The following is a 24,710-nucleotide window of genomic DNA, read 5'->3' on the forward strand; positions in this document are numbered from 1 at the left end:
AAAAAAAAAGAATAAAGTGCATTATGCACCTTATTCTAACTATACTTCACCTTCTTCCCACCAGGCTTCTTCCACTTCTTATTCATAATTAACGTTACAATACCAATAATGACAACAAAAGCCAAACTGATAAAAAATCCAAATCGAATCGTACTGTTTAGCAACGTCCCACTAACTGCAATCAATATAATAACAATACCTGACCAAGCTAATAGTTTATTCCACAACTTAATATCTAAAATCTTTAAGGAAGAAAAGATAATAAATGACCAGTTATACAACAACAACAACCCTGCAGCGGTCGTAATATATTCAAAAATTTTACCGGGTAACACAAGAGCTGCGATAACAGAAGCAAGCAACCCCGCGACACCAAGACCGATTGAAGGCAACGGCAGCTGCTTAAATTTTTCTAATTTCTTCGCAAACAAACTCGGCGCATCGCCATCTTCTGCTAACGTCACTAACAAAGTAGTTACACCGAATAACGCTGCAGTCATGGTGGAGAAACCAGCGATAATAATTGCTCCATTGAACACATGAGGGAAGAATGACAAGTCATAATTCGCAAGTGCCGTGACGAATGGACTTTCTTTTTCATTAAAAGCCGAATGAGCAGCTAACGTAACGGCAAATCCTAAAGAAAGAACATACACAATTAATAAAACAAGCAACATGATTTTTCCAGCCTTTGGTGCATCCTCCTTGTTTTTCAATCGGATAGCCATTAACCCAATAACTTCAATACCACCGTACGAGTAAAAGGCATAAATAAGGGAAGACCAAAGACCTTTCCAACCTTTTGGCAACCATTCATTCACCGAATTAGGTACTCTTAATGGCGCATCTCCTTTAATCCAACCGAAATAAATAGCCAATGCAATGACGATGAACATAACAATTGCGGATAATTTAATGATTGCTAAAAGGTTCTCCACCTTGTCAAAACCTTTTGTTCCGAGCATCACGACAATAATAGCTAAAATGGCATATCCTGCAGCAAAAATCCAAAGTGGAACGTCTGGAAACCAAAATTGAGAAAGGAGACCTAACGCTGTAAGTTGACTCCCCATAATTAAAACGTTGGCACTCCAGTAATTCCAACCACAGCTAAATCCAGCCCATTTGCCAAACGCTTTATCGGCGTAATAGCAAAAGGAACCTTCCTGTGGATCTTCTGCGGTCATTTTTGCTAACAGGTTATACACAATATAGGTTCCTGCTGCAGCAACAATAAAAGAAATAATAATGGAAGGGCCAGTATGTTTAATACCTAAGGCGGAACCGAGAAAGAATCCTATTCCAATCGTACAACCAATCCCAATTAGAGAAAGTTGCCACCATTTCATCGTTGCCTCATTATTTTGTTGTGGAGTTGTACTACTACTATTCTTCGTCATAACGATCTCCTTAACTAAAATAATTTACCAAAGTGCGACTTTTGGTGGCTTTACATGTTTTACAAATTTCCATACAAGAATTCCAATAATAATCGCAAGTACCGCCGCTGCAATAAAACTAACAGTTAAGTAACTTTTCATCACAACTGACATGATTGGTGGACCAGCAGCTACCCCAATAAACCTGGATGAACTATAAAAAGAAGAAATGGTACCACGTTCGTCTTTCTCAATATTTTCAGTGATTAATGCATCCAAACATGGCAAAATAGCTCCAATACCGATTCCGAGCAAGCTAGAAATAGCTAAAAGAAGAACAAGCATTTTTGTCGTGATACCGACAAATACAACACTAATAGCAATTAACGCTAAAGAAATGAGAACAATCTTTTTCATCGTATCTACATCGCCTTTTATTTTTCGACCAGTGATAAAGGAAGCGATGCATAAAGTGAATAGGGGAATAGCCAGTACAAAACCCTTTTTAATTCCATCTAGATTATGGGTTTTCTCCAGAATATCGGATAAATAAAATAACACTCCAAATAGGACTAGCATAGCGAATGCCCCAACAATAAAAGTTGTATAAAGCCATTTCCCTTCTTTCTTAAAAGTTTCTTTTGTTTTGACGATAAAATCTTTTAAAACAAGAGGGTCCTCCTTTTTCTTTGGCACTTTTATAAAAAAGAAAACAAGAAGAATGGATATTAAACTAAAGAAAGAAATAGAGAAAAAGGGCAAAAACCATAATATTGCTGCAAATAAGGAACCTAATATCGGACTGAGCACTTTCCCGAACGTATTGGATGTTTCTATAATACCGAGACAAGAACTTGTTTTTTCATCATCGTCTTTATATAAATCTCCAACCAATGGTAGGATAATTGGTGTTGCACCAGCGGCCCCTACTCCTTGGAGAACACGACCGATAATAATCCACATAAAAGGATCCTCTAATTTCCAGGAAGCAAATCCAGAAATTAGCCCACCTAATAATGCAATTATTAAGCTGGGAAGGATAATTACTTTTCTTCCAAACCTGTCTGATAAGTAACCTGCAATTGGAATGAGAAAGATGGAAGCAACGGAATAACTTGTAATAATCATGCTCGTTTGAAAAGATGAGATTCCAACCTTCTTTTCGAAAATAGGGAGTACAGGTATTAACATCGAATTTCCTAGTGTCATGACGAGAGGTATGGAAGCCATACTTACGACACACCAGGCACCCACCTTTTGGTTGTTTCCATTTGCGTTTTCCAACTCTACCCCTCCAAAAAAAGCTATAAATCGAACTCCATTTTATTGTTTCTTTACAACGATTTTTTATGATAGTAAAAAATAGCACCTGTTATAAAACCACCTGACGGTTAAGGCATAACAGGTGGTTTGGATATTAGTATTAAATTAATTGAAAAGAAATAGCGTCAATGGATTCAATTCTACCTCTCCACCATGTAGTTGGACCTTTAGGCATAAGTTGTCCAGGACCATCGGCACCGATATATGTGGCATCTTTTAAATGAATAAATGTAGCGGTTGTATCACTATCATCTTTTTTGTCTTTTGTTTCTTCTTTTGATTTTTTGTAGGCATCTCTTAAGTCGCCGAATTTTTTCGTTAATATGTTAGACATTGTGCGGTCTTCGATTTCATCTGCTGATTTAAGAACGCCGTCGTAATAAGTGGACGGACCGATCAGGATACCAGAAACGATGGCTCCTTTTATATTTACTGTGATTCCGACTTCAAATCCGTCTTCGTCAGCTAATGTTAATAGCATTTGTAGGACGGCATCATCTGTTGCGACATTTTCTTCTTTGCTTGCCAAGAAAATCACCTCGACTATCTCTATAATTCATGTTGTTGACAATTCGATAACTAATCTAGACCAGATTGCCTTGCAAAAAAGGTCATAATGGACTTGAGAGAGCCAATCAAGACCGTTCCTGCTAAAAAAAGAGCTTAAGATGGTCGTGAGAGAGCCAATCAAGACCATTACTGCTAAAAAAAGAAAGATGGTCGCCAGAAATTTGCGCCACATTATATACAAGTTTACTTCTTTCAACCTTTATAATTTGTATAGATTAGCACTTTTTATTCATATTGGGAATCTTCCAAAAGATGGGATTAGGTATTTAAGTTAAAAAAGAAGTCTTAAATTTTCGTTTCTCTACATAGAATGTACAAGTTATCGATTTGTAGAGGTGATGAAGGTTGAGTGTAAGTATATTAGTTAGTTACATATTTTTAGGTTTGTCCTTGGCAGCTCCGATTGGTCCAGTTAACTCTGCCCGGTTGGATAAGGGTATTAAAAATGGTTTTTGGCACGCTTGGATTGTTGGTGCAGGTTCGATGGTCGCTGATGCTATTTTCATGTTAATTGTCTACATGGGGATGGTGCATTTTTTAGATATTCCGTTCGTGCAAGTATTTCTTTGGTTGTTTGGCGGGTTTATTCTTATTTATTCAGGTATGGAAAGTATTCTAGGCGTTAATTCCATTACTATAACGGCAATTAGAAAAAAAGAGTCGTTACTCAAATGTTTTCTCACTGGCTTTATTATGTCTATTTCTAGTCCATTATCTATTTTATTTTGGCTTGGTATCTATGGCTCCATTTTGGCTAAAACTGCGCAAACAAGTGGGACTAGCCAGTTGCTCCTTTATAGTTGTATGATTTTTATCGGGTTAACGTTATGGGATATATTTGTCGCAGGGTTAACTTCAGGGTTTCGAAAATATTTAACAAGTACAAGCTTAAAGGTAATTTCTGTTCTTTCCGGAATCTCTCTATTAGGTTTCGGAGTTTACTTCGGATATCAAGGGTTAAGAGCGCTATTTGGTTAAAAAACTTTTATGGACAATTCGAGGAAAAGAACATTAAAAAGTGGTCTTAAAAAATTTTATATGGACAACTTAAGGAATAAAACATTTGAAAGTGGTCTTTAAAAATATTTTAAGGAAAAATAAAACGAAGAAAATAGTCTTTAAAAGAGTCCTGCAAAATAAAAAACAAAGCAGCCCACCCTAAAGTAGCTGCTTTGTTCTTATCATTCATTACTTCTTGTCCCCAACCCAAATAATCGCATTCACCTATTGTATGTTTCATCCTATCTTCTTAAGCGTGCTGCAGCTGTTGTTCGACCAGCAAATCCGCCAACGAGTACGAATCTTCTTTGTAATAGGTAAAGCCTCACAAATAAAATTCAGTTTATATACCTATATAGGTATATCTTTAAGATTTCCTACCAATCAAATTTGTGAATAAATTCACAAATAAAATTCATCATATTTATGGACAAGAACGAAAATACTAAAGTTAGATAAAAGGAGGGAATACGTTGAATACTTTACCTAGATTAACTTCTTCCGAAATAGGAGTCATTTGGGCTGCTTACCAAGAAGCCACGATGACAACCTGTTTTTTAAAATATTTTATACGTACGGTGGATGATAGTGAAACGAACATTTTATTAAAGGAATGTTTAAAGAAGGAAGAATTATTCATTGAAAAACTAGTACATGTGATGAAACAAGATAACATGCCAGTTCCAGTAGCATTTAGTGATAGTGATGTGAATCTAGAAGCTCCTCGTTTGTTTTCAGACGAGTTTGTCCTATTTTATAAAATGGGTTTAGCGAAAATTGGACTTATTAAAGACAGTACATCACTAAGTTTGTTATCACGAGTCGATTTATTGAAACTTTTTAAAGCTCGTCTAGATGAATGCTATGAAACATATGAAACGACGACAATCCTCTTATTAAAAAGGGGGTTATATGTGAGGCCACCTTATTTGTATCCACCTGAAGTCGAGTTTGTTAAGGGGAGTGGATATTTAGGAGGGACACTTTTCGGAAAAAGGCCACTAAATGTAATGGAAGTGGCCCATCTAGTAATGAACAATAACTACAATTTAATTGGACTAATGCTATGTACTGGATTTAGTCAAGTGGCCGAAAATAAAGATGTAGTGAAACATATGGTAAAAGGAAAAGAGATAACGAAAGAAATTATGGCGATATGTTCGGATTTTTTGATGGAATCAGATGTTCAAGCACCGTCAACATGGGATGCGGAAGTTACTTCATCAACCGTTGCTCCTTTTTCGGACAGACTCATGTTATTTTATATCGCGATGTTGAGCGAGGTAGGATCAAATATTTATTCTATTTCATCTGCTGCAAGTTTAAGAACAGACCTTCAAGTAGCTTACGCCAAAGTTTCTCAAGATGTTGCTTCATTCACGAAGAATGGAGTCGAATTAATGATCAAATTCCACTGGCTAGAACAACCACCAACATTTCCGGATCGAAACAAGCTTGCAAAGAAGTAGCGATTAGAGGTTAGCCAAAGCCTGATAAAAGCTAGCAGCTAACCACTAGTCACTAACCACTATTTATGAGCTTTTTGATATTTCTTTAGTGCATCAATGATTGTATCTTCATAGTCTTCGGTAATCAGTTCAATGCCGTAATAATATTTGTTCATTTGATTTTTTTGCCACATAATCTCGCCAACTAATGTAAGCTGAATCTCTTCAATATTTACGTTAACAGTAAGCTCAACTTGCTGGTTAGCTGGAAGATACAAAGAAGCTTCCATTTTCATCCCACCAGGACTAATATCATGTATTTTTGCATCGCCATTTGAAGATTCAATGGGCTTATTGTTTACTTTACTAATATGAAAAGTTGCAGGCAGTGGCACACCAAATTCATAGCGAAAGGCCTCATTACGTTTGAATTTCATTTTTCTCACTCCAAAAAAAGAACTTGTTTTATGGAAGTCTAAGATGTGGTTTCTATACTATAGACTTTAACGACTCCTATCGGTCCTGACAACAACGAATATGCTACTTTACCTATAAATATTTAAAAGAAGATATTTTTGTTCACAATTACTGAAGGAGATATCAGAATGAAAAATAAATTACTTATTCTATTAGTCATCCTACTTTTCGGTGGAGGGGTTTCGACTCATGCAAATGAATCAAGACTTCCTGAAGCCCCAATCTACATAGATGGACAGTCTATCACAACTAAATATATTATGCGGGACGGACACCTTCTTGTTCCTGCCCTATTCATCAAACATACCGGAGCATATGTTGACTGGGATCCCGAGTACCGTTCCGTTGTTTTTCGCAACGGTTCCACCCTTTTTGCTCTCCCTGTTGGAAAAAAACATTCTGATGATTACATAGGCGGAATATGGAGACGCTATCCATTACCAGTGGATACGGTTGAATTTTTAGGAGAGCCATTCGTGCCTTTAATAGATGTAACACGAAAGCTAGGCATGACGGCCCGCTATGACACCATATTAAATAGAACGTATATTTCATCCAATATGACGGTAAAACGAAACCATATTAATAGAACAAACACGTCTGAAAAACTTGTTGCCTTAACATTCGATGACGGACCCGACGATTATTACACTCCACGTATGCTAGATGTATTAAAGGAAAAAGGAGTTCCAGCCACTTTTTTTGTAGTTGGTAGGCAAGTCGATGCATTTCCTCAAATAATGAAGAGAATTGTTGAAGAAGGCCACGGAATTGCCAACCATACCCAAACACATCCAAATTTAAGAACTCAATGGAGTTCAAATGTACGAGCACAAGTAAACACAACCCAAGAAACAATGGCAAGAGTAGTTGGACGGCGACCAGATATATTCCGCCCACCTTATGGATCATTGACGAAAGCAGATGTGGTAGTTCTAAATGAACTCGGCATGAAAAATATTATGTGGTCCGTAGACACAGTGGATTGGAGCGGTGCATCAGCTGATGAAATACTGAGAACTGTGCACCGCGACATTACACCAGGGGGTATCATTTTACAACACAACTTCCAATCTAACTCTCGCCTACTAGACGGATCACTAGAAGCACTCCCGAGAATCATCGACGAACTAACAGCCCGAGGCTACAAGTTTGTTACAATACAAACGTTGTTGTCACAATGAGGTAGGATAATGTACTTTATTAGCAGTCTATAAAGATCATTTGCAAAAAAAGTGATCATTTTATGTAAATTACTTATAAAGTAATTAAAGACTAGTCGGAGTTACAGGAAAAATTCGTAAAAGAGTGATAATAAGAAATTTTATCGGCGGAAATTCTGGTTTTATCAGCGGAAATTGGGATTCTATCGGCGAAAATAAGAGTTTTATCGGCGAAAACAGAAGTCCAATCGGCGGAGGCTTTTAGTTTATCGGCGAAAACAATGTTATATCAGCGAAACGTCCATTTTAACGGCGATTCTAATGTTATTGTCAAGAAACCAAGGGGGACAGGTCATGCCTACTGATAAAGTCAACCTTTTCAGTAGGCACGATAGCGAGCGCCTCGTGCTATCATCAACAATTAGAAATACATACTTATTCATATAGTCGTGATATGTTTTTAAAGACAGAGAAAAAATATTTCTATAAGTGTTGACAAAATACCTATAGGGGTATATGATTATCACATGAACAACAGCAAAACACAAAACAAACTAGGAACAAAACCTAGTCTGAACACACGGAGGTGACATATATGCAGTATGAAGCAAACGTAAAAAACCGTTTGAAAAGAGCTGAAGGCCAAATTCGCGGAGTGTTGCATATGATGGAACAAGAGAAAGATTGCCGAGACGTAATAGCTCAGCTAAATGCAGCAAAAACCGCCATCGACCGAGTAATCGGTGTAGTCGTTAGTACCAACTTGGAACAATGTGTACGCGAACAAACATTAAGCGGCGAAGAAACAAGCCAGCTAGTAAAAGAAGCAGTGGACCTACTAATTAAGAGTAGATAAAGTATTGACACTATTTTTTATACATGTTAGTATACCTGTAGGGGTATTGGTAATGACAGTAACCGATTTACTTCAGACATTCTTCCAAAAAAAGATTGTTGACAACAGCTAACAGACTTGTTAATATACCTATAGGGGTATATTAACCGAAACAATGAACGAGCATTTCGGAATTACCTTTTTATTTTTAGTTTTCAGCATACCTATAGTGGTATAAGTAATATATACAAAATATTTCAGGAGGTAACAGATAATGAATGCAAACAAAGTATTAGATGTAAAAGGTATGGCTTGCCCAATGCCATTAGTAAAAACAAAAAAGGCTTTAAACGATCTTGCATCTGGTGAAGTACTAGAAGTAATTACAACGGATAAAGGTGCAAAAACAGATCTAACAGCTTGGACAAAAACAGTTGGACACGAACTTTTAGATAGCAAAGAAGATCAAGACGTATTCACATTTTATATTAAAAAAGGATAATAAGGGGGAAATTAATAATGACAGTAGAAACGAAAAAAACAACAATCGTATTATTTTCAGGTGATTATGATAAAGTAATGGCAGCTTACATTATTGCAAATGGTGCAGCTGCATATGACCATGAAGTAACTATTTTTCACACTTTCTGGGGATTAAATGCATTACGTAAAGAAGAATTAGTACCAGTAAGTAAAAACTTCATCGAAAAAATGTTTGCAAAAATGATGCCTCGTGGCGCAGATCGCTTAGCACTTTCTAACATGAACATGGCTGGTATAGGTCCTAAGATGATTAAAGGTATAATGAAAAAACATAACGTTCAATCATTACCAAGCCTAATTGAAATGGCTAGAGAACAAGATATTAAGATTGTTGCTTGTCAAATGAGTGTTGATTTATTAGGATTAAAGCATGAGGAAATGTTAGACGGAATTGAATATGCAGGAGTTGGAGCATATTTAGCTGACGCTTCGGAAGGTAATGTTAATTTATTCATCTAAGGGTGTGTTGTAATTGGATATCATTCAATATTTAATTATCGGTCTAGTCATATATTTTTTAGTAACAAAATTTTTACCCACACCTGGAGTTCGTCAAATTACAACAACTCAGTTAAAAGACGAATTAAAAGACAAAAACAAACAGTTTATTGATGTTCGTACTTCCATGGAGTATAAAGCAAACCATATAAAAGAGTTTAAAAATATGCCATTAGCGAACTTAAAAACAGATGTGAACAAACTGGCAAAAGACAAAGAAGTAGTAGTAATGTGCCAAAGTGGCATGCGTAGTACTTCAGCGGCTAAACTATTAAAAAAGCAAGGATTCTCTAAAGTAACAAACGTAAAAGGCGGCATGAGCGCCTGGAGATTGTGATTAGTGGTTAGTCGTTAGTAATTAGTTATTAGGCAAACCCTAACTACTAACGACTATTTTCAAATGAGTACACGTTGTGTCAGCGTGATTGATCACATAGGAGGGAAAGTTCTTATGAAGCAAATTTCAGCAAAAGAATTAGAACAAAAATTAGCAAACGGTGCGACAGTTTCTATTATTGATGTTCGTGAAGCAGAAGAAGTAGCACAAGGTAAAATTCCTGGAGCTGTTAACATTCCTTTAAGCTTAATCGAATTCCGTACACAAGACATTAATAAATCAGAAGAGCACATTATCGTATGTCGTTCTGGTGCACGTAGTGGTCAAGCAACAATGTTCTTAACTTCACAAGGTTTTAACGTAACGAACATGGTTGGTGGAATGTTAGACTGGGAAGGCGATGTAGTGGTTAGTTATTAGCTGTTAGTCTTTAGGTAAAAGTGTACTATATATAGAATGCTAATATGATTTTAGTTTTGGTTATTAAACTATATTTTTTTCAGAAAAATATACCTATACAAGTAAGGGGATGTATTCATAATGAAAGTAAACTTAACGTTAGATGCTAAAGGTATGGCTTGTCCAATGCCGATCGTAAAAACAAAAAAAGCAATTGATACAATTAATGCAGGAGAAGTATTAGAAGTAGTTGCAACCGATAAAGGATCTAAAGCGGATATAAAAGCTTGGGCTGACAGAATTGGTCACCAATATTTAGGTACAACAGAAGAAGGCGATGTATTAAAGCATTATATTCGCAAAGCAACTGCTGAGGAAGAAAAGCAAGAGCAAACATATCCACACGTTGTAAACAATGAAGAATTAGAAGCGAAATTAAACGAAGATGTAGTGGTAATTGACGTACGTGAACCAGCTGAATTCGCTTTTGGTCATATTCCAGGTGCTTTATCGATGCCATTAGGTGAATTAGAAGAATTAGCAAACACAGTGAACAAAGATGCGATGATCTATATAGTATGTCGTACAGGAACTCGCAGTGACTTAGCAGCAAAAACACTATCAGAAAAAGGTTTTACAAACGTATTTAATGTTGTTCCTGGTATGAGCAAGTGGGAAGGACCAACAGCTTAATCTTATAAATTTTTTTAACTCAAAACATACTACAGGGGGTATATCAACCATGTTAAACGCAATGAATTCAAAAGATGTAACGAAAAAAATCTTAAACAATGAGCCATTATTTATTTTAGATGTACGTAATACAGAGGATTTCACTAACTGGAAAATCGAAGGATCGACAGTTGAACATAAAAATATTCCTTACTTTGATTTAATGGATGGTGTAGAAGCGTTTTTAACTGACATTCCAACTGAAAATGTTTTAGTAGTATGTGCGAAAGAAGGTTCCTCTATTTTTGTTGGTGAGATGTTAGTAGAAGCAGGAGTGAAAAATGTTTCTTACTTACAAGGTGGTATGAAGGCTTGGAGTGAGTATTTAGAGCCTGTAAAAGTGGCAGACCTAAAAGATGGCGGTACATTATACCAATTCGTACGAATCGGTAAAGGTTGCTTATCGTACCTTGTAGAATCAAAAGGTGAAGCAATGATTATTGACTCTACTCGTATGGTAGACCAGTATATTAGCTTCGTTGAAGAAAAAGGGTTAAAAATTGTTCACGTAGCAGATACACATTTACATGCGGATCACATTTCTGGTGGACGTAAAATCCGTGAAGCTACAAATGCAACTTATTGGTTACCACCAAAAGATGCAGAAGAGGTTACGTTTGCATATGAAAAATTAGAAGACGGTGTTGAAATTACGGTTGGAGACACGAAAGTTCAAGTACAAGCTATTTACTCTCCTGGTCATACAATTGGAAGTACTTCTTTCGTAGTAGATAACCAATATTTATTAACTGGTGATATTCTTTTCGTAGAGTCAATCGGTCGTCCTGACTTAGCTGGGAAAGCACAAGATTGGGTTGCAGATTTACGTGAAACGTTATATACACGTTACAAAGAGTTATCTTATGATTTAGTCGTTTTACCTGCTCACTTCGGAAACATGTCTGAAGTAGGTGAAGGTGGATTAGTAGCAGCACGCTTAGGTGATTTATTCGAAAACAATGCAGGTCTAAACATTGAAGACGAAGAAGAATTCCGTAAATTAGTTTCTGAAAACTTACCACCACAGCCAAATGCTTACGTGGAAATTCGTGAAACAAACATGGGTAAAATTAACCCATCTGATGATGAGCAACGTGACATGGAAGTTGGTCCAAACCGTTGTGCGGTACATGGATAATAACTATTTATAGTAGGGAAGAGTTCCTGCTGGGGAATTTACTCCAGTAGGAACACCACCCCTTCAGTACATTATATTTTTTTACTTATTTTTATACCCCTATGGGTACATGGAAATAACAAAACTTATTTCAACTTTTAGGAGGAATACTCCATGAATAAAATTACAACTTATACAACTAACCGTTGTCCATATTGTGTTATGTTAAAAAATTTCTTAATTGATAAAAATATTCCATTTGAAGAAGTCAATGTAGAAAACAATCCTCACTTAATGCAACAACTAGTAAACGAAACTGGTCAAATGGGAGTACCTCAAACAAACGTAAACGGAAAATGGATCCTAGGCTTCGACCCAAACGGAATCGTAGAAGCTTTAAATAGATAAGCTAAGGAGGCCAAAAAATGACAACAACAGCAAAGTTAATTACAGCTAAAGAATTAACAGAAAAAGTATTAAACAAAGAAAACACCTTCATTTTAGACGTTCGTAACGAAACAGACTTTCAAGACTGGAAAGTAGAAGGAGAAAACTTCGAATACTTAAACGTACCATATTTCGAATTGATCGACGGTATTGAGCCAATAGCTGACAAAATCCCGAAAGATAAAGAAGTAGTAGTTATTTGTGCAAAAGGTGGGTCGGCCGTATTTGTAGCAGAACAATTAGCCGAAGCAGGCTTTGACCGTGTATCTACTTCAGAAGATGGAATGAAAGCATGGAGCGAACATTTGCATAAAGCAAAAGTATATGCAGACGATAATATTGAAGTATATCAATTTATTCGTGTAGGTAAAGGATGTTTATCTTACATGGTAGTATCTGACGATGAAGCGTTAATCGTGGATCCATCCCGCTTCTTAAGTGAGTACACAGAAGCGGCAGCAGCCCACAATGCAAAAATCACTCATATCGTAGATTCACATTTACATGCTGACCACATTTCAGGTGGCAAGTTATTAGCAGAGCAAACGGATGCAAACTATTATTTAATGAAGAGCGAAGGTGCCGTTTTTGACTTCAATGCACTTGAAAATTTCGAGAAAATCGAATTTAACAAAGTGACACTAGAAGTTTTAGCTGTAAAAACACCAGGTCACACACCAGGAAGTGTATCATTTTTCGTAAATAACAAATTACTATTCTCAGGAGATACCATTTTTGTAAGTGGATTAGGTCGCCCAGATTTAGGAAATAAAGTGAGAGAATGGGCAAATGACCTTTATGATACAGTGCATACGAAAGTAGCAGAAATAGCGGATGACGTAATTGTTTTACCAGGTCACTATGCTGACTTAAACAGTGAGTTAAATGATAAAGGGTTTATAGGGGATACTTTAGGGAGCATCCGTACTCGTAACGAGAAAATGTTTACAACACCAAAAGAAGAATTTTTAAACAACGTAGAAAAATCAGCAAGCTCTGTAAAACCACCTAACTTCGAAGAAATAGTAGCGATTAACCGCGGTGTCGAGCAAGCTGATCAAGTCAAAATGCAAGAATTAGAAATCGGACCGAATCGTTGTGCGGTTCACCACACAGAATAAAAAAATAGGTAATATTTCTAAGTTTATTGCTTTCCAATTTCTTTATTAACCATGAGTGGATTGGAGCGGAAGGAACCTTACTCCTGCGGGACATAGAGCGAAGCGTGAGACTCCGCAGGCGGAACACAGGAGGCTCACGTCGCTCATCGAAATTTGCAAGGCGCTCGGTCTGCTCCATCAAAACTGGACCGCTCCGCAGCGAGATAAAGGAAACACGGTTTACGACGAGAGGAGTAAACCGATGTTGACTTATCGACTGGAGGAGAGGGAAGTTTTGTATGGAGCAAGCGCCTGGAACTAGACAACCCGCGGAAAACAGGTTCCTGCAGCGGAAAGGAACGGATTAGATTTATCTCCTTAAAACAACAATCTTTTAGAAAAGAAACAAAATATTAAACTACTGGAGGAATTTAAAATGAACGCAGATAAAGTATTAGACGCAAAAGGATTAGCATGTCCAATGCCAATCGTTAGAACAAAAAAGGCTATGAACGAATTAGAATCAGGTCAAGTATTAGAAATCTTAACAACTGATAAAGGTGCAAAGAACGACTTAACTGCTTGGGCAAAAGCTGGTGGACACGAATTATTAAATCATGAAGAAAATGGTGACGTGTTTACATTCTGGATCAAAAAGGGTTAATAGGCAGCAATACAACGCCATACTCAAAAACAGAATGTAAGCATTGTTCCAACCAAAATAAATGTTTAAGGGGGCCAAAGCTGGTTCCCTTTTACTGGTTACAAATTAATTGTTGTTTTTCACTAAGAAAGGAGAGTGTGCACAATGTTGAAAAAGTGGATTCCAGCCTTTGAATGGATACCAAATTATAAAAAAGGCGACCTATCAGGAGATATGCAAGCGGGATTAATTGTTGCGATTATGTTAATTCCACAAGGGATGGCCTATGCGATGTTAGCTGGCTTACCACCAGTAATCGGGCTATACGCATCTACTATACCGCTAATCATATACGCACTATTCGGGACGTCTCGTCAGCTTGCTGTAGGTCCAGTCGCGATGGTGTCTTTATTAGTATTATCTGGAGTTTCCCTCTTAGCTGAACCAGGATCACAAGAGTATATTTCACTCGTACTGCTACTCATGTTGATGATTGGACTTATACAATTTTTAATGGGAGTACTTAAGCTTGGATTTTTAGTTAATTTTATCTCACATGCTGTTATTAGTGCATTTACTTCAGCTGCCGCTATCATTATTGGTCTTAGTCAATTAAAGCATCTATTAGGTGTGAAGCTAGAGGCTGATAAAGATGTGTTCAAAATTTTGTTTGAAGCTATAACTAGAGTAGCAGAAATTAATCCAACAACTTTTGCAATAGGTATTTTAAGTATCATTACTTTAGTATTGTTCAAAAAAGTAATGCCAAAAATCCCAGCCCCACTAGTTGTAGTCGTATCGACTATATTAGTTGTCTACTTCTTTCAATTAGAAAGAGTTGGAGTAAAGATTGTTGGAGAAGTACCAAGTGGATTACCTACATTCTCCTTACCTATGTTTAGTTTAGAATCAGTAATTGCATTATTACCAATCGCAATCACCATTTCTTTAATTGGTTTTATGGAATCGATCGCGATGGCAAAAGCGATAGCTGCAAAAGAAAAATATAAAGTAGTTCCAAATAAAGAGCTTATTGGTTTAGGATTAGCAAACGTTGCTGGTTCTTTCTTCTCTGCTTACCCTGTAACAGGTGGATTCTCAAGATCCGCAGTAAATTACCAATCAGGTGCAAGAACACCATTAGCTAGTATCATTAGTGCGGCACTAATCGTATTAACATTGTTATTTTTCACGGACTTATTCTACTTCCTGCCAAACTCAGTATTAGCAGCAATTATTATGGTCGCTGTATACAGCTTAATTGATTTCAAAGAAGCGAAACACTTATTCCAAGTTCGCGCGTTAGACGGTTGGACGTGGGTGATTACTTTTGCTGGAACATTAATTCTTGGAATCGAGGAAGGAATCTTAGTAGGAATTGCCTTCTCATTAATCCTTTTCATTGGAAGAAGTGCCTACCCACATGTCGCAGAAATAGGTTTATTAGAGAAAGAAAATGTGTACCGTAATATCATTCGCTATCCGGATGCTAAAATAAATGAAAATGTTTTACTGTATCGTGTAGACGCTTCCCTATACTTTGCAAACATGTCCTATTTAGAAGATAAGTTAATTCAACGAATCGGCGACCAACCAAAAATAAAATGGGTTGTTTTAGACTTTAGTGGTGTTAACTCTATAGATGCAGTTGCCATACATGCTTTAGAGGAAATTATTGATTCTTATGATAAAGCTGGCGTAACCTTCTTATTAGCAAGCGTGAAAGGGCCAGTACGAGATGTGCTTCAAAAAGCTCATTGGGATGAAAAGTATCAAGGTAAATATGAGTTCTTATCCATTGATCATGCAGTAAATGCCATTGAAAGAAAAGAGGTGTAATCAATGGAACAACTAGATTTACGGGATAGAAATAAATTGTTTATTGAAAAAGTAAAAAAAGAAAACCCGAACTTTTTTGATGAGTTGAAAAAAGGCCAAACACCAGAATATTTTCTTATTTCTTGCAGTGATTCAAGGGTAAGTCCTTCTGTCATTACCCAAACTTCTTTAGGAGAAATGTTTGTACACCGTAACATCGCAAACCAAGTGAACCTAGAAGATGAAAGCTTATCAGCAAGTCTTTATTATGCATTAAAGCACTTAAAAGTAAAAAAAATAGTAGTAAAAGGCCACACAGACTGCGGTGGCGTAAAAGCAGCTTGGAACGAAAACGATGAAGAAGAACTAAGAGGCTGGATAAAAGGTGTAAGAGACAGTCTGCCAGAAAAAACAAATGAAACAGAAAAGTTAACCGTCGACGAACTTACAAAATACAATGTCCTTTCTCAAGTAGAAAAACTAAAACAACATCCTGTTTACGTGAAATATGGTACCGGCGTACAAATATCAGGCTGCCTATTCCATGTTGATACAGGAGAACTAGAAAAAATAACAAATTAAATATAAAGTTTCTTTTTTGTAAAGTTCTTTAATTTCCGTATTATGTTCTAATGTTCTAACTAAAGTGGATTGGAGCGGAAGGCACTTGACTCCTGCGGGAAATAGAGCGAAGCGTGAGACCCCACAGGCGGGACGCCGAGGAGGCTCACGTCGCTCCCCGCGGAAAGCAAGTGCCTGTAGCGGAAAGGAACGGTTTATATATTAAACACAAGAGACTAGTTAATTACATCCTGGTCTACTTTTGTTTTCCGTAAGGAGAGAGCAAGATGAATCAAAACACAACCGAAGAATCTAAATATATTCAACAACATTTAGCAAACGAAAGAACGTATTTGGCCTGGGTTCGTACAGCCATTGCCATCATCGGTATCGGCTTTTTAGCAACCTCCCTGCACTTTAACACAGACCTTCAATCAATCTTAAATGATAGAATAGCTATCTCCATTAGCGTATTTTCTATCTTTATTGGACTTGCGACCCTACTGTTATCCACCATCATTTATTTTCGAAATAGGAAGAACATCAATACACAAACCTTCCATTCTTCCTTCAAATTAATTATTTTTATGACCATAATAATTGCGACAGTTTTCCTAGTATTTCTTTTATATTTTATCGCCTAAAAAAGCGTTTTTTCATTCCATACTGGGTATAGTAAGGAAAGTAGAAAAGCTTTAGTATGGAGGGAATAAAATGTCAGTAAAAGATATTTCCGTAAAAGAACTAACGAGCAAGGTCCTAAATCACGAAAAACTTTTTATACTAGACGTTCGACCAACCGATGCATTTGACGATTGGAAAATAGAAGGGCGAAATGTGCACATTATTAACACCCCATATTTTGACTTGTTGGAAGGAATAGACTCGATAGAAGACAAACTACCAAAAGGTGAACCAATCTACGTTGTATGTGCAAAAGGTGGTTCGTCCCTAATGGTAGCGGAACAAATTGTAAAAGCTGGATATGATAACATATTTTCCGTAGAAGGTGGTATGAAAGCTTGGAGTGAGCATCTAGAGCCAATAAAAGTTGGAGAGCTGAAAAACGGTGGAGCTATTTATCAATTTGTTCGGATTGGAAAAGGCTGCTTATCTTATATCATTGACTCGAATGGTGAAGGTGCTATCATAGACACGAATCGAATGATTGACCAGTATGAATCTTTTGTAAAAGAAAACAACATGAAGATTACACATGTCTTTGATACGCATCTACACGCCGATCACATTTCGGGTGGTAGACAGTTTGCTGAAAATCATCAAGCAACCTATTATCTCCCACCGAAGGATGCAGATGATGTGCAGTTCGAATACAAACCATTACAAGATGGCGATGAGTTTACAGTTGGTAATACAACGGTTAAAGCCGTTTATTCACCAGGTCACACCATTGGAAGTACTTCGTTTGTAGTAGATGACCAATATTTATTAACAGGCGATATTCTATTCATCGACTCCATTGGTAGACCAGATCTTGCAGGTAAGGCAGAAGATTGGGTTGGTGATTTAAGAACGACTCTGTATGAGCGTTATAAAGATTTAACAGATGAGCTTCTCGTATTACCAGCTCACTTTATGGGCATTGGAGAAATGAATGAAGATGGCAGTGTCGCCAAAAAGCTTAAGGATCTTTATAACGAAAACCATGGCCTTAACATCCAAGATGAAGGTGAATTTAGAAAAGCAGTTACGGAAAACTTACCTCCACAGCCAAACTCTTATCAAGAAATACGAGAGATGAATATGGGGAAAATCCATCCTGATGCGGAAAAACAACGTGAAATGGAAATAGGACCGAACCGTTGTGCAATTAGATAATTTCACTATTATTGCTCCTAACATAATTAGGGGCAATTTTTTTGAGCCTTAATGAAAAGATTTCTCCCCCATCATGTATAATAGAAATAACATATTTATAGACAGGGTGATGGTCTTTGAAAATATTTTTCGAGTATTTGTTATTAACAGTCGGCTCCATATTGGTAGCGATTGGTTTAGAACTAATATTAGCACCTAACAAGTTGGTTGACGGAGGAGTTACAGCACTTGCCATTATGGGGAAAAATTTATTTAACGTTCCAATATGGCTCATTTTCCTCGGATTTAACTTACCAATCCTTATATTTACTGCAAAAGATGTTGGGAAACAATTTGTTGTTCGAACACTTTACGCCAATGTTATAACAACGTTTGCCCTCATTTATTTAGCGCCAAAAGCAGCTATCACTTCTTCTGAAGTATTAATCGTTTTATATGGTGGGCTTACTTTAGGGACAGGTGTAGGGATTGTCGTGAAGTATGGGGGAGCTATTGACGGAACAGAAATGTTAGCCGTATGGTTCCATCGACATTACGGTATTTCCATTAGTACATTTTTGCTAGCAATAAATGCTGTTATTTTAACGATGGTTGCCTTTGTCTTTTCATTAGAACAAGCGATGTTTTCACTAGCTATTTTTTACATAGTATCAAAAATTATTGATTTCTTATTAGATGGCTTAAATCAAGGTAAATCTGTTATGATTATTTCCGATATACCAGATGAAATTGCGGAAGCATTAATGGAAGAGATTGATGCTCGTATTACTTTTCTGCATGGAGAAGGTGGATTTACTGGTGAGCATAGAAAGATGATTTACTGTATTACAAACCGTTTTATGTATTTGAAACTTAAACAAGTTGTGTTAAATATAGACCCGAGTGCCGTAATAGAAGCTTCTTTTGTAGCGGAAACGACTGGTGTGAAAAAGCATAGTTACTTTCCGAAAAGTAAAGGATAAAAGGTTCGTTACATGATAGAGTTCATCCTTTTTCTACTTATTGGAATACCTTTCATTCACTTGGTTCATGAGCTTGGGCACGTAGTAGTGGCAAGAATTTTTCACGTAAAAAAAACTAGAATCGTACTTGGGATGGGCAGCCCAGTCTTCCAATTTAGCATTTTAGGCACAAGTGTCGAAATAAACAAGATTTACATGTTTGGTGGGTATTCAACAAATGACGAGGATGGCAAGCTTTCCTATCTTCAACAAGCACTAATTTCGCTAGGTGGTCCGACTCTTAATATCCTATTGATCTTTGCATCCATCCCTTTTATTACTAGAGAAAATGTGTACTTTTTTACGTTGTTTATTTCTTTTAATATATGGATTGCCTTATCTAATTTAATACCTTTTAAGTTTGGGGATAAGCGTTCGGATGGATGGGTCATTGCCTCTTCTATTTACTATGGAATAAGCGCATTTTTAAGAAAATATAAGTGAATTTTTAATAAAGGCGAGGCTGGGGCAAAAAGGCCGATGAAGTTCATCTGGCATAAAAAATTGGATGTAGTTGAACTTCATAAGGCTGAAGAAGTTCATCTGGCATTAAAAAATTGGATGTAGTTGAACTTCATAAGGCTGAAGAAGTTCATCTGGCATAAAAAATTGGATGTAATTGAACTTCATAAGGCTGAAGAAGTTCATCTGGCATAAAAAATTGGATGTAATTGAACTTCATAAGGCCAATGAAGTTCATCTGGCATAAAAAATTGGATGCAGTTGAACTTCATAAGGCTGATGAAGTTCATCTGGCATAAAAAATTGGATGTAGTTGAACTTCATAAGGCCGATGAAGTTCATCTGGCATAAAAAATTGAATGTAGTTGAACTTCATAAGGCTGATGAAGTTCTTTTGTAGAGAGTGCTTCAAGGACTTTCTTTCATATCGGATAATACCTTTGTTTCATCAATAAGTAGAGGCCCGCTATAACAAAAAAATTTCTTACAGGCCACTTCCATTTAATTCTCTGGGTTTTTCCCAGCCTCGTGTCTATTTTTTATCTACAACAAAGTAAGAAAATCCATCTCCCACAGCACCATTTATTTCTGTTTCGTTGCCTTCTTGGTCTTGGACAACGGCTTCTCCAGAAACTACTTTTTTGTATAATTTTTCATCTGTCTTTAATAAGGCGTGTTTTATTTTTGCTCCTGAAAATAATTCGATAGGCATTCCGTTTATACTTATTTTCATTTTACATTCTCCTATCCATATTTTTTCTATTTAGCATACTTTGTCATGAATAAACTGTCCAATGCAATAATTCGCCTGCCTATGTTCATAATTTTACTTTATAGGAACAACTATTTGTTTTTATAGATGAATAGTAATGAAGTTGGATGTTAGACAACAGGTTCTTTCTAATTATTCTTGCTAGTTTTACGATTTTTTTACAATTTTTTAATGAAATGCAAACAATATTTCCTTACTATGTAGTTGTGTGTCGAAAACAATTTCAGGAGGGATACAATGAATTCTTTTGTTAAAAATAATAGAAAAATATATTCTATTATTCTCGTTTTTTCCATGTTATTTTATTCATTATTCAGTTCGATTGGAGCAACATTTGCATCCGCAAATAGTACTGAATCAAATGATAATGTAATCGAACTGAAGGTGCTACATACGAATGATCTTCATGCTAAGATCAATGATTTTGGAAAAATAGCAGCTTATATTAACGAACAAAGATCTAATGCAACTCACTCCTTATATTTAGATGCTGGTGATATCTTTAGTGGTAACCCAGTAGTAGATTTGAAATATGGTGCCCCAATTGTTGATTTATTAAACGATATGGGACTTGATGCCATGACTATCGGAAACCACGATTTTGATTACGGTCAAGCGGAAATGGTGAAGCGTATCAATGAATCGAATTTTTCATGGTTAAGCGCTAACACCATTATTAGAGAAACACCAGTTGAAATGGAACAGCCTGATCCATACCAAATTTTTGAATTCGAAGGATTTACAGTAGGTGTACTATCTTTATCACAAACACCACCTGCAACAGCTCCAGCAAACGTTGTAGGAATAGAATTTCCAAATGTAATTGAAACAGCTTTAAATTACGAAAGTTTACGAGACGAAGTGGATGTACTTATTGCCTTAACACACCACGGTTACTCAGAAGATATTAAACTTGCAGAAGCAGTTGATTTCTTTGATGTGATCATTGGAGGGCATTCTCACACAACATTAACAAGCCCGAGAGAAGTAAATGGTACTCCGATTGTTCAAACTGGCGGTAATGCGGAGAACGTTGGTAATCTAACAATAAAGTTAAACGACGTAACAAAAGAAGTAGTAAATGTAGAAGGCTTTTTGCAAAGAGTTGCTAATCTATCAGAAGTAGATGAAGCAGTTCAGGCAAAAGTAGATGCTTATAATGCAGAGATGGACGAACTACTTGGTGTGGTCATTGGTGAGACCGAAACAGGCTTAAACAGAAGTGGGAACGGAGACTCTTCGTTAGGTAACTTTTGGACAGATGCAATATTATTTCAAACACAATCAGACATTGCTTTAACGAATAACGGTGGTTTACGTGCAAATATTAATGCAGGCGATATAACCAAATTTGATATTTATACAATTGAACCATTTGCAAACGAGATTATGAAAATTGAAATGACTGGAGCGGCTATTAAAGAAGTTATCAGATACTCGTATACACGTGATGGCCGTAATCGAGTAGATTTACAGACTGCTGGTTTAACATACAAAATTATTACGAACAATGTTGGTCAATATATTACAGCAGAACTTTTTGTAAATGGCGAACCGATTAAAGACGACGAGAAATATGTTGTTGCAGTAGGAGATTATATTGGAACGGGTGGTTCTGGTTATAACTTTGAAGGTACAGTATTAGAAGCAAAATCTGGCTTCATGACTCATGCGATGATAAATTTTGCTGAAGAATTAACAAGGAATGGTCAAAAAATTAACTACACAAACAGTCAAAGAATTACGATAGAAGTATCTACGTCTGCACCACCAATTGGGAATGTTATTGGTACAACAGAAAAAGGATTATCTTCTGCAAGCAACACAAAAGGTGATTCTAGTTTAGGTAACCTTTATACGGATTCCGTTCGTGAAGTTACTGGTGCAGATATTGGCGTGTTAAATAATTCATCAGTTTCTGGTAACATCGCTGCTGGAAATATTACAGATGGGCAAATTGAAATGTTAGACCAATTTAAAAATGAAGTGGTAGTAACCAAAACAACTGTGAAACGTTTAAAAGAAGTTTTCTTAGAACAATCGACCTATCACAATGGAATAGATGTTCAAGTATCTGGAATACATTATGAATTAGTGAAAGAGAATGGTAAATTCGTAGAAGTGAAGGTTACAGATGTAGAAGGAAATGAACTTTCCGATTCTACGGAATTAACAGTTGCCTACAATGACTTCATGCACGGACGCGGTTTCTACAATTTAGGAAACGAGCTTGTAGGAGAAAACCACGGAAAAGTATGGGAAGCTGTTGTAGCTTATGTTACGCAACAAGATGGACCAGTTGATTATGTAGAAGGTTCAAGAATTACTATCTCTGGTGAACAATCACCTGATCCGGGCGACCCAGGTGATTTACCAGCAGGAGTTGTTTCGGTAACAGAAGCTATTGCAAACAATAATGGAGAAGGAAGAGTTCAAGGGTATATCGTTGGAACTAGTGGGTTAAATAACTCAATAGGGGACGGTAACCTTGATGGACCATTTACAATTGCAACCAATATTTTAATAGCGGACAGTCCAGATGAAAGAGACCCGTCGAAAATGTTACCTGTTCAATTACCTAATACAATTACTAGAACTGATTTAAACTTAGTTTCTAATCCCGATAATTTAGGAAAGTTAGTTAGAATTACAGGTGACTTATCTCCATATTTTTCACAGCCTGGTATGCGAAATGGAAAAAACCATGAGTTTATAGAAATTTACGAAGAACCAGAAATGAAAAGTGAGGCAGTTACAAACTTTGTAATGAAAGATGGTAGTGAAGTATCGGAGTTAAGACGTAAGTTAGAACTAGATGTTCATGCGACGGTACGAAATAACATTAGAGCGCAAAAGAACTTTACTATTACTGTTCAATTAGTAGATAAACATGGAAGAGTTAAACATAATGTGGAAGAAATAATTTCGATAGATGGTGAAAGTGAGTTTGTTTTCTCAGAGTTTGTAAAAATCCCGGCTAATCAAAATGGTCAACGTTACACATTAACTGTTGAAATTATGGATGAAGACGGAGAAGTTATCTCATCTGAGAGTATTAAATAAGGTAAAGGGTGTAGCCATGTATTTGATGGCTACACCTTTTTTAATATCCCATTTCGCTAAGAAGCTCCAACAAAAGATCCGGTCGATCCGTAATAATCCCATTGGCCCCATTTTCTAAAAGACGTCTCATTTCTTCTTTCTCATTTATCGTCCAATAATGTAAATGTACTCCGTTTCTATTTGCGTCCCTAATTAATCGCTTTGATGTTAAAGCGATTCCACTGTTTTTGCGTGGAATTTGGAATGCATCCACTTTTGTAAAATAAGCATTGCGAGCCATTAACTTATGAAGAATAACGAACTTCGTAATTTCCTGCTTTCCGCCTGCAAGGGCCACTCTACCTTTGGCGAAAGAGTTAAACGTATCTATTATTTTTTGATCAAAAGAAGCAATTAACACTTTATCTTCCATATTATACTTCTCGATAAGGAGCCATAACTTTTCAGCGATTTCCTTCATTCTCTCTGGAGGGTTATCATCTTTAATCTCGATCTCCCATCGCATATGACCGAAGTGCTGGAACAACTCTTCTACCGTTGGAATGTAAACACCTTGACCTTGGTAACTACGATTCCCTTCTAAATCAACAAAATAATTCCCTGCATCTAACCGTTGAAGCTCTTCTAAAGTCATCTCCGCCACAACGCCTGTGCCATCAGTTGTTCGATCAACAGTAGGGTCATGAATGGCTACTAAATGGCCATCTTTTGAAATATGAATATCCGTTTCTAGCACGTCGACACCCATTTCAACTGCTTGTTGAAATGCCGCTATTGTATTAGATGGTGCCAAATGTTCTCCACCTTGATGAGCGATGACAAGTGGTCGGTCACTTTCGAAAAATGGTTTGTCTGATAAATCGGTGGTGAGAGGTAATAAGTATAATGTTAAAAAGAGCAAGGAAATAAGTAAAAATATAAAAAGTAAAAAATTAGTCCAGATTGATTTTTTCTTTACTATAAGTGGAGTGTTTGACATGTGTGTTCCTCTCCTTTTCGTTCAACTACTAATCTATTATTCATTTATATGTCATTTTCCTGCTTGTATGTAAAAGAAGTGGTATGTGAAATGGTAAGGAAACTATTAGAGATGCTGCCGATGAAGTTCAAATTGGTTAAGGAAAATAGAAGCAGATGAACTTCAAAAGGCCGATGAAGTTCAAGTTGGGTAAAGAGACAGCATC

General features: G+C 36.6%; 27 protein-coding genes. 20 read left to right on the top strand and 7 right to left on the bottom strand.

Translation table 11 applies throughout. From position 1 onward, the window contains the following. Nucleotides 1–35: 35 nt before the first annotated feature. The 3 genes from CDZ92_RS18620 to CDZ92_RS18630 form a co-directional block, all read right to left on the bottom strand. On the bottom strand, nt 36–1,400 hold the full coding sequence (locus CDZ92_RS18620) for an amino acid permease (protein ID WP_096156693.1): 1,365 nt from the start codon (nt 1,398–1,400) through the stop codon (nt 36–38). A gap of 24 nt (nt 1,401–1,424) precedes the next feature. Further along, a complete protein-coding gene (locus CDZ92_RS18625; RefSeq protein WP_096157069.1) occupies nt 1,425–2,609 on the bottom strand; it encodes an MFS transporter in 1,185 nt (394 codons plus the stop codon). 193 nt (nt 2,610–2,802) lie between these two features. Then, a complete protein-coding gene (locus tag CDZ92_RS18630) occupies nt 2,803–3,231 on the bottom strand; it encodes a hypothetical protein (RefSeq protein WP_096156694.1) in 429 nt (142 codons plus the stop codon). A 386-nt stretch (nt 3,232–3,617) separates the two neighbouring features. Here CDZ92_RS18630 and CDZ92_RS18635 point away from each other — a divergent pair, with 386 nt between their 5' ends. After that, nucleotides 3,618–4,250: a LysE family transporter gene (locus tag CDZ92_RS18635; RefSeq protein WP_096156695.1), complete on the top strand. Its 633-nt coding sequence runs from the start codon at nt 3,618–3,620 to the stop codon at nt 4,248–4,250. Nucleotides 4,251–4,359: 109 nt separating this feature from the next. Here the strand turns inward: CDZ92_RS18635 and CDZ92_RS20150 are convergent, their stop codons facing one another. Continuing rightward, the gene (locus CDZ92_RS20150) at nt 4,360–4,512 is read right to left on the bottom strand and encodes a hypothetical protein (protein WP_176483818.1); all 153 of its coding nucleotides are present in this window, start codon (nt 4,510–4,512) and stop codon (nt 4,360–4,362) included. 232 nt (nt 4,513–4,744) lie between these two features. On the opposite strand from CDZ92_RS20150, the gene CDZ92_RS18640 reads away from it, so the two are divergent. Further along, the gene (locus CDZ92_RS18640) at nt 4,745–5,740 is read left to right on the top strand and encodes a DUF3231 family protein (RefSeq protein WP_096156696.1); all 996 of its coding nucleotides are present in this window, start codon (nt 4,745–4,747) and stop codon (nt 5,738–5,740) included. A 59-nt stretch (nt 5,741–5,799) separates the two neighbouring features. Here CDZ92_RS18640 and CDZ92_RS18645 read toward each other — a convergent pair whose 3' ends face one another. Further along, the gene (locus CDZ92_RS18645) at nt 5,800–6,156 is read right to left on the bottom strand and encodes a PilZ domain-containing protein (RefSeq protein WP_096156697.1); all 357 of its coding nucleotides are present in this window, start codon (nt 6,154–6,156) and stop codon (nt 5,800–5,802) included. Between the two features lie 168 nt (nt 6,157–6,324). On the opposite strand from CDZ92_RS18645, the gene CDZ92_RS18650 reads away from it, so the two are divergent. The 17 genes from CDZ92_RS18650 (at nt 6,325) to CDZ92_RS18730 (ending at nt 19,673) form a co-directional block, all read left to right on the top strand. After that, nucleotides 6,325–7,380, top strand: a complete 1,056-nt coding sequence (locus tag CDZ92_RS18650; protein WP_096156698.1) for a polysaccharide deacetylase family protein — start codon at nt 6,325–6,327, stop codon at nt 7,378–7,380. Between the two features lie 574 nt (nt 7,381–7,954). Beyond that, the gene (locus CDZ92_RS18655) at nt 7,955–8,215 is read left to right on the top strand and encodes a metal-sensitive transcriptional regulator (protein WP_096156699.1); all 261 of its coding nucleotides are present in this window, start codon (nt 7,955–7,957) and stop codon (nt 8,213–8,215) included. Between the two features lie 253 nt (nt 8,216–8,468). Then, entirely contained in the window at nt 8,469–8,696 is a 228-nt protein-coding gene (locus tag CDZ92_RS18660; RefSeq protein WP_096156700.1) for a sulfurtransferase TusA family protein, read from the top strand. A 17-nt stretch (nt 8,697–8,713) separates the two neighbouring features. Further along, complete coding sequence (locus tag CDZ92_RS18665) at nt 8,714–9,196, top strand: DsrE/DsrF/DrsH-like family protein (RefSeq protein ID WP_096156701.1); 483 nt, start codon at nt 8,714–8,716, stop codon at nt 9,194–9,196. 13 nt (nt 9,197–9,209) lie between these two features. Continuing rightward, complete coding sequence (locus tag CDZ92_RS18670; protein WP_096156702.1) at nt 9,210–9,572, top strand: rhodanese-like domain-containing protein; 363 nt, start codon at nt 9,210–9,212, stop codon at nt 9,570–9,572. Nucleotides 9,573–9,686: 114 nt separating this feature from the next. Continuing rightward, nucleotides 9,687–9,992 (top strand): rhodanese-like domain-containing protein, encoded by a 306-nt coding sequence (locus tag CDZ92_RS18675; protein ID WP_096156703.1) that lies wholly within the window; start codon nt 9,687–9,689, stop codon nt 9,990–9,992. A 120-nt stretch (nt 9,993–10,112) separates the two neighbouring features. Beyond that, nucleotides 10,113–10,664 (top strand): sulfurtransferase TusA family protein, encoded by a 552-nt coding sequence (locus CDZ92_RS18680; RefSeq protein ID WP_406564871.1) that lies wholly within the window; start codon nt 10,113–10,115, stop codon nt 10,662–10,664. A gap of 49 nt (nt 10,665–10,713) precedes the next feature. Beyond that, nucleotides 10,714–11,841 (top strand): MBL fold metallo-hydrolase, encoded by a 1,128-nt coding sequence (locus tag CDZ92_RS18685; RefSeq protein ID WP_096156705.1) that lies wholly within the window; start codon nt 10,714–10,716, stop codon nt 11,839–11,841. Nucleotides 11,842–11,994: 153 nt separating this feature from the next. Beyond that, on the top strand, nt 11,995–12,228 hold the full coding sequence (locus CDZ92_RS18690) for a glutaredoxin family protein (protein WP_096156706.1): 234 nt from the start codon (nt 11,995–11,997) through the stop codon (nt 12,226–12,228). 17 nt (nt 12,229–12,245) lie between these two features. Next, nucleotides 12,246–13,388 carry an MBL fold metallo-hydrolase gene (locus tag CDZ92_RS18695; RefSeq protein ID WP_096156707.1) on the top strand — a complete coding sequence of 381 codons (1,143 nt, stop codon included), beginning with the start codon at nt 12,246–12,248 and terminating at the stop codon, nt 13,386–13,388. A 415-nt stretch (nt 13,389–13,803) separates the two neighbouring features. Then, on the top strand, nt 13,804–14,031 hold the full coding sequence (locus tag CDZ92_RS18700) for a sulfurtransferase TusA family protein (protein WP_096156708.1): 228 nt from the start codon (nt 13,804–13,806) through the stop codon (nt 14,029–14,031). Nucleotides 14,032–14,175: 144 nt separating this feature from the next. Beyond that, on the top strand, nt 14,176–15,849 hold the full coding sequence (locus CDZ92_RS18705; RefSeq protein WP_096156709.1) for a SulP family inorganic anion transporter: 1,674 nt from the start codon (nt 14,176–14,178) through the stop codon (nt 15,847–15,849). Nucleotides 15,850–15,852: 3 nt separating this feature from the next. Further along, the gene (locus CDZ92_RS18710) at nt 15,853–16,410 is read left to right on the top strand and encodes a carbonic anhydrase (RefSeq protein ID WP_096156710.1); all 558 of its coding nucleotides are present in this window, start codon (nt 15,853–15,855) and stop codon (nt 16,408–16,410) included. Nucleotides 16,411–16,676: 266 nt separating this feature from the next. Further along, on the top strand, nt 16,677–17,033 hold the full coding sequence (locus CDZ92_RS18715) for a YidH family protein (protein ID WP_096156711.1): 357 nt from the start codon (nt 16,677–16,679) through the stop codon (nt 17,031–17,033). 70 nt (nt 17,034–17,103) lie between these two features. Continuing rightward, complete coding sequence (locus tag CDZ92_RS18720) at nt 17,104–18,228, top strand: MBL fold metallo-hydrolase (RefSeq protein ID WP_096156712.1); 1,125 nt, start codon at nt 17,104–17,106, stop codon at nt 18,226–18,228. Nucleotides 18,229–18,344: 116 nt separating this feature from the next. Beyond that, on the top strand, nt 18,345–19,190 hold the full coding sequence (locus CDZ92_RS18725) for a YitT family protein (protein ID WP_096156713.1): 846 nt from the start codon (nt 18,345–18,347) through the stop codon (nt 19,188–19,190). A gap of 12 nt (nt 19,191–19,202) precedes the next feature. After that, the gene (locus CDZ92_RS18730) at nt 19,203–19,673 is read left to right on the top strand and encodes a site-2 protease family protein (RefSeq protein WP_096156714.1); all 471 of its coding nucleotides are present in this window, start codon (nt 19,203–19,205) and stop codon (nt 19,671–19,673) included. Between the two features lie 550 nt (nt 19,674–20,223). Here CDZ92_RS18730 and CDZ92_RS18735 read toward each other — a convergent pair. Next, nucleotides 20,224–20,424, bottom strand: a complete 201-nt coding sequence (locus CDZ92_RS18735; protein WP_096156715.1) for a hypothetical protein — start codon at nt 20,422–20,424, stop codon at nt 20,224–20,226. 276 nt (nt 20,425–20,700) lie between these two features. On the opposite strand from CDZ92_RS18735, the gene CDZ92_RS18740 reads away from it, so the two are divergent. Beyond that, complete coding sequence (locus tag CDZ92_RS18740; RefSeq protein WP_096156716.1) at nt 20,701–23,526, top strand: 5'-nucleotidase C-terminal domain-containing protein; 2,826 nt, start codon at nt 20,701–20,703, stop codon at nt 23,524–23,526. A 40-nt stretch (nt 23,527–23,566) separates the two neighbouring features. Here CDZ92_RS18740 and CDZ92_RS18745 read toward each other — a convergent pair whose 3' ends face one another. Then, complete coding sequence (locus CDZ92_RS18745; protein ID WP_096156717.1) at nt 23,567–24,505, bottom strand: glycerophosphodiester phosphodiesterase; 939 nt, start codon at nt 24,503–24,505, stop codon at nt 23,567–23,569. Nucleotides 24,506–24,710: the final 205 nt, after the last annotated feature.

Origin of the sequence: Bacillus sp. FJAT-45066 (genome assembly GCF_002335755.1) — a bacterium.
Lineage (GTDB): Bacteria > Bacillota > Bacilli > Bacillales > Bacillaceae_I > Bacillus_CD > Bacillus_CD alkalisoli.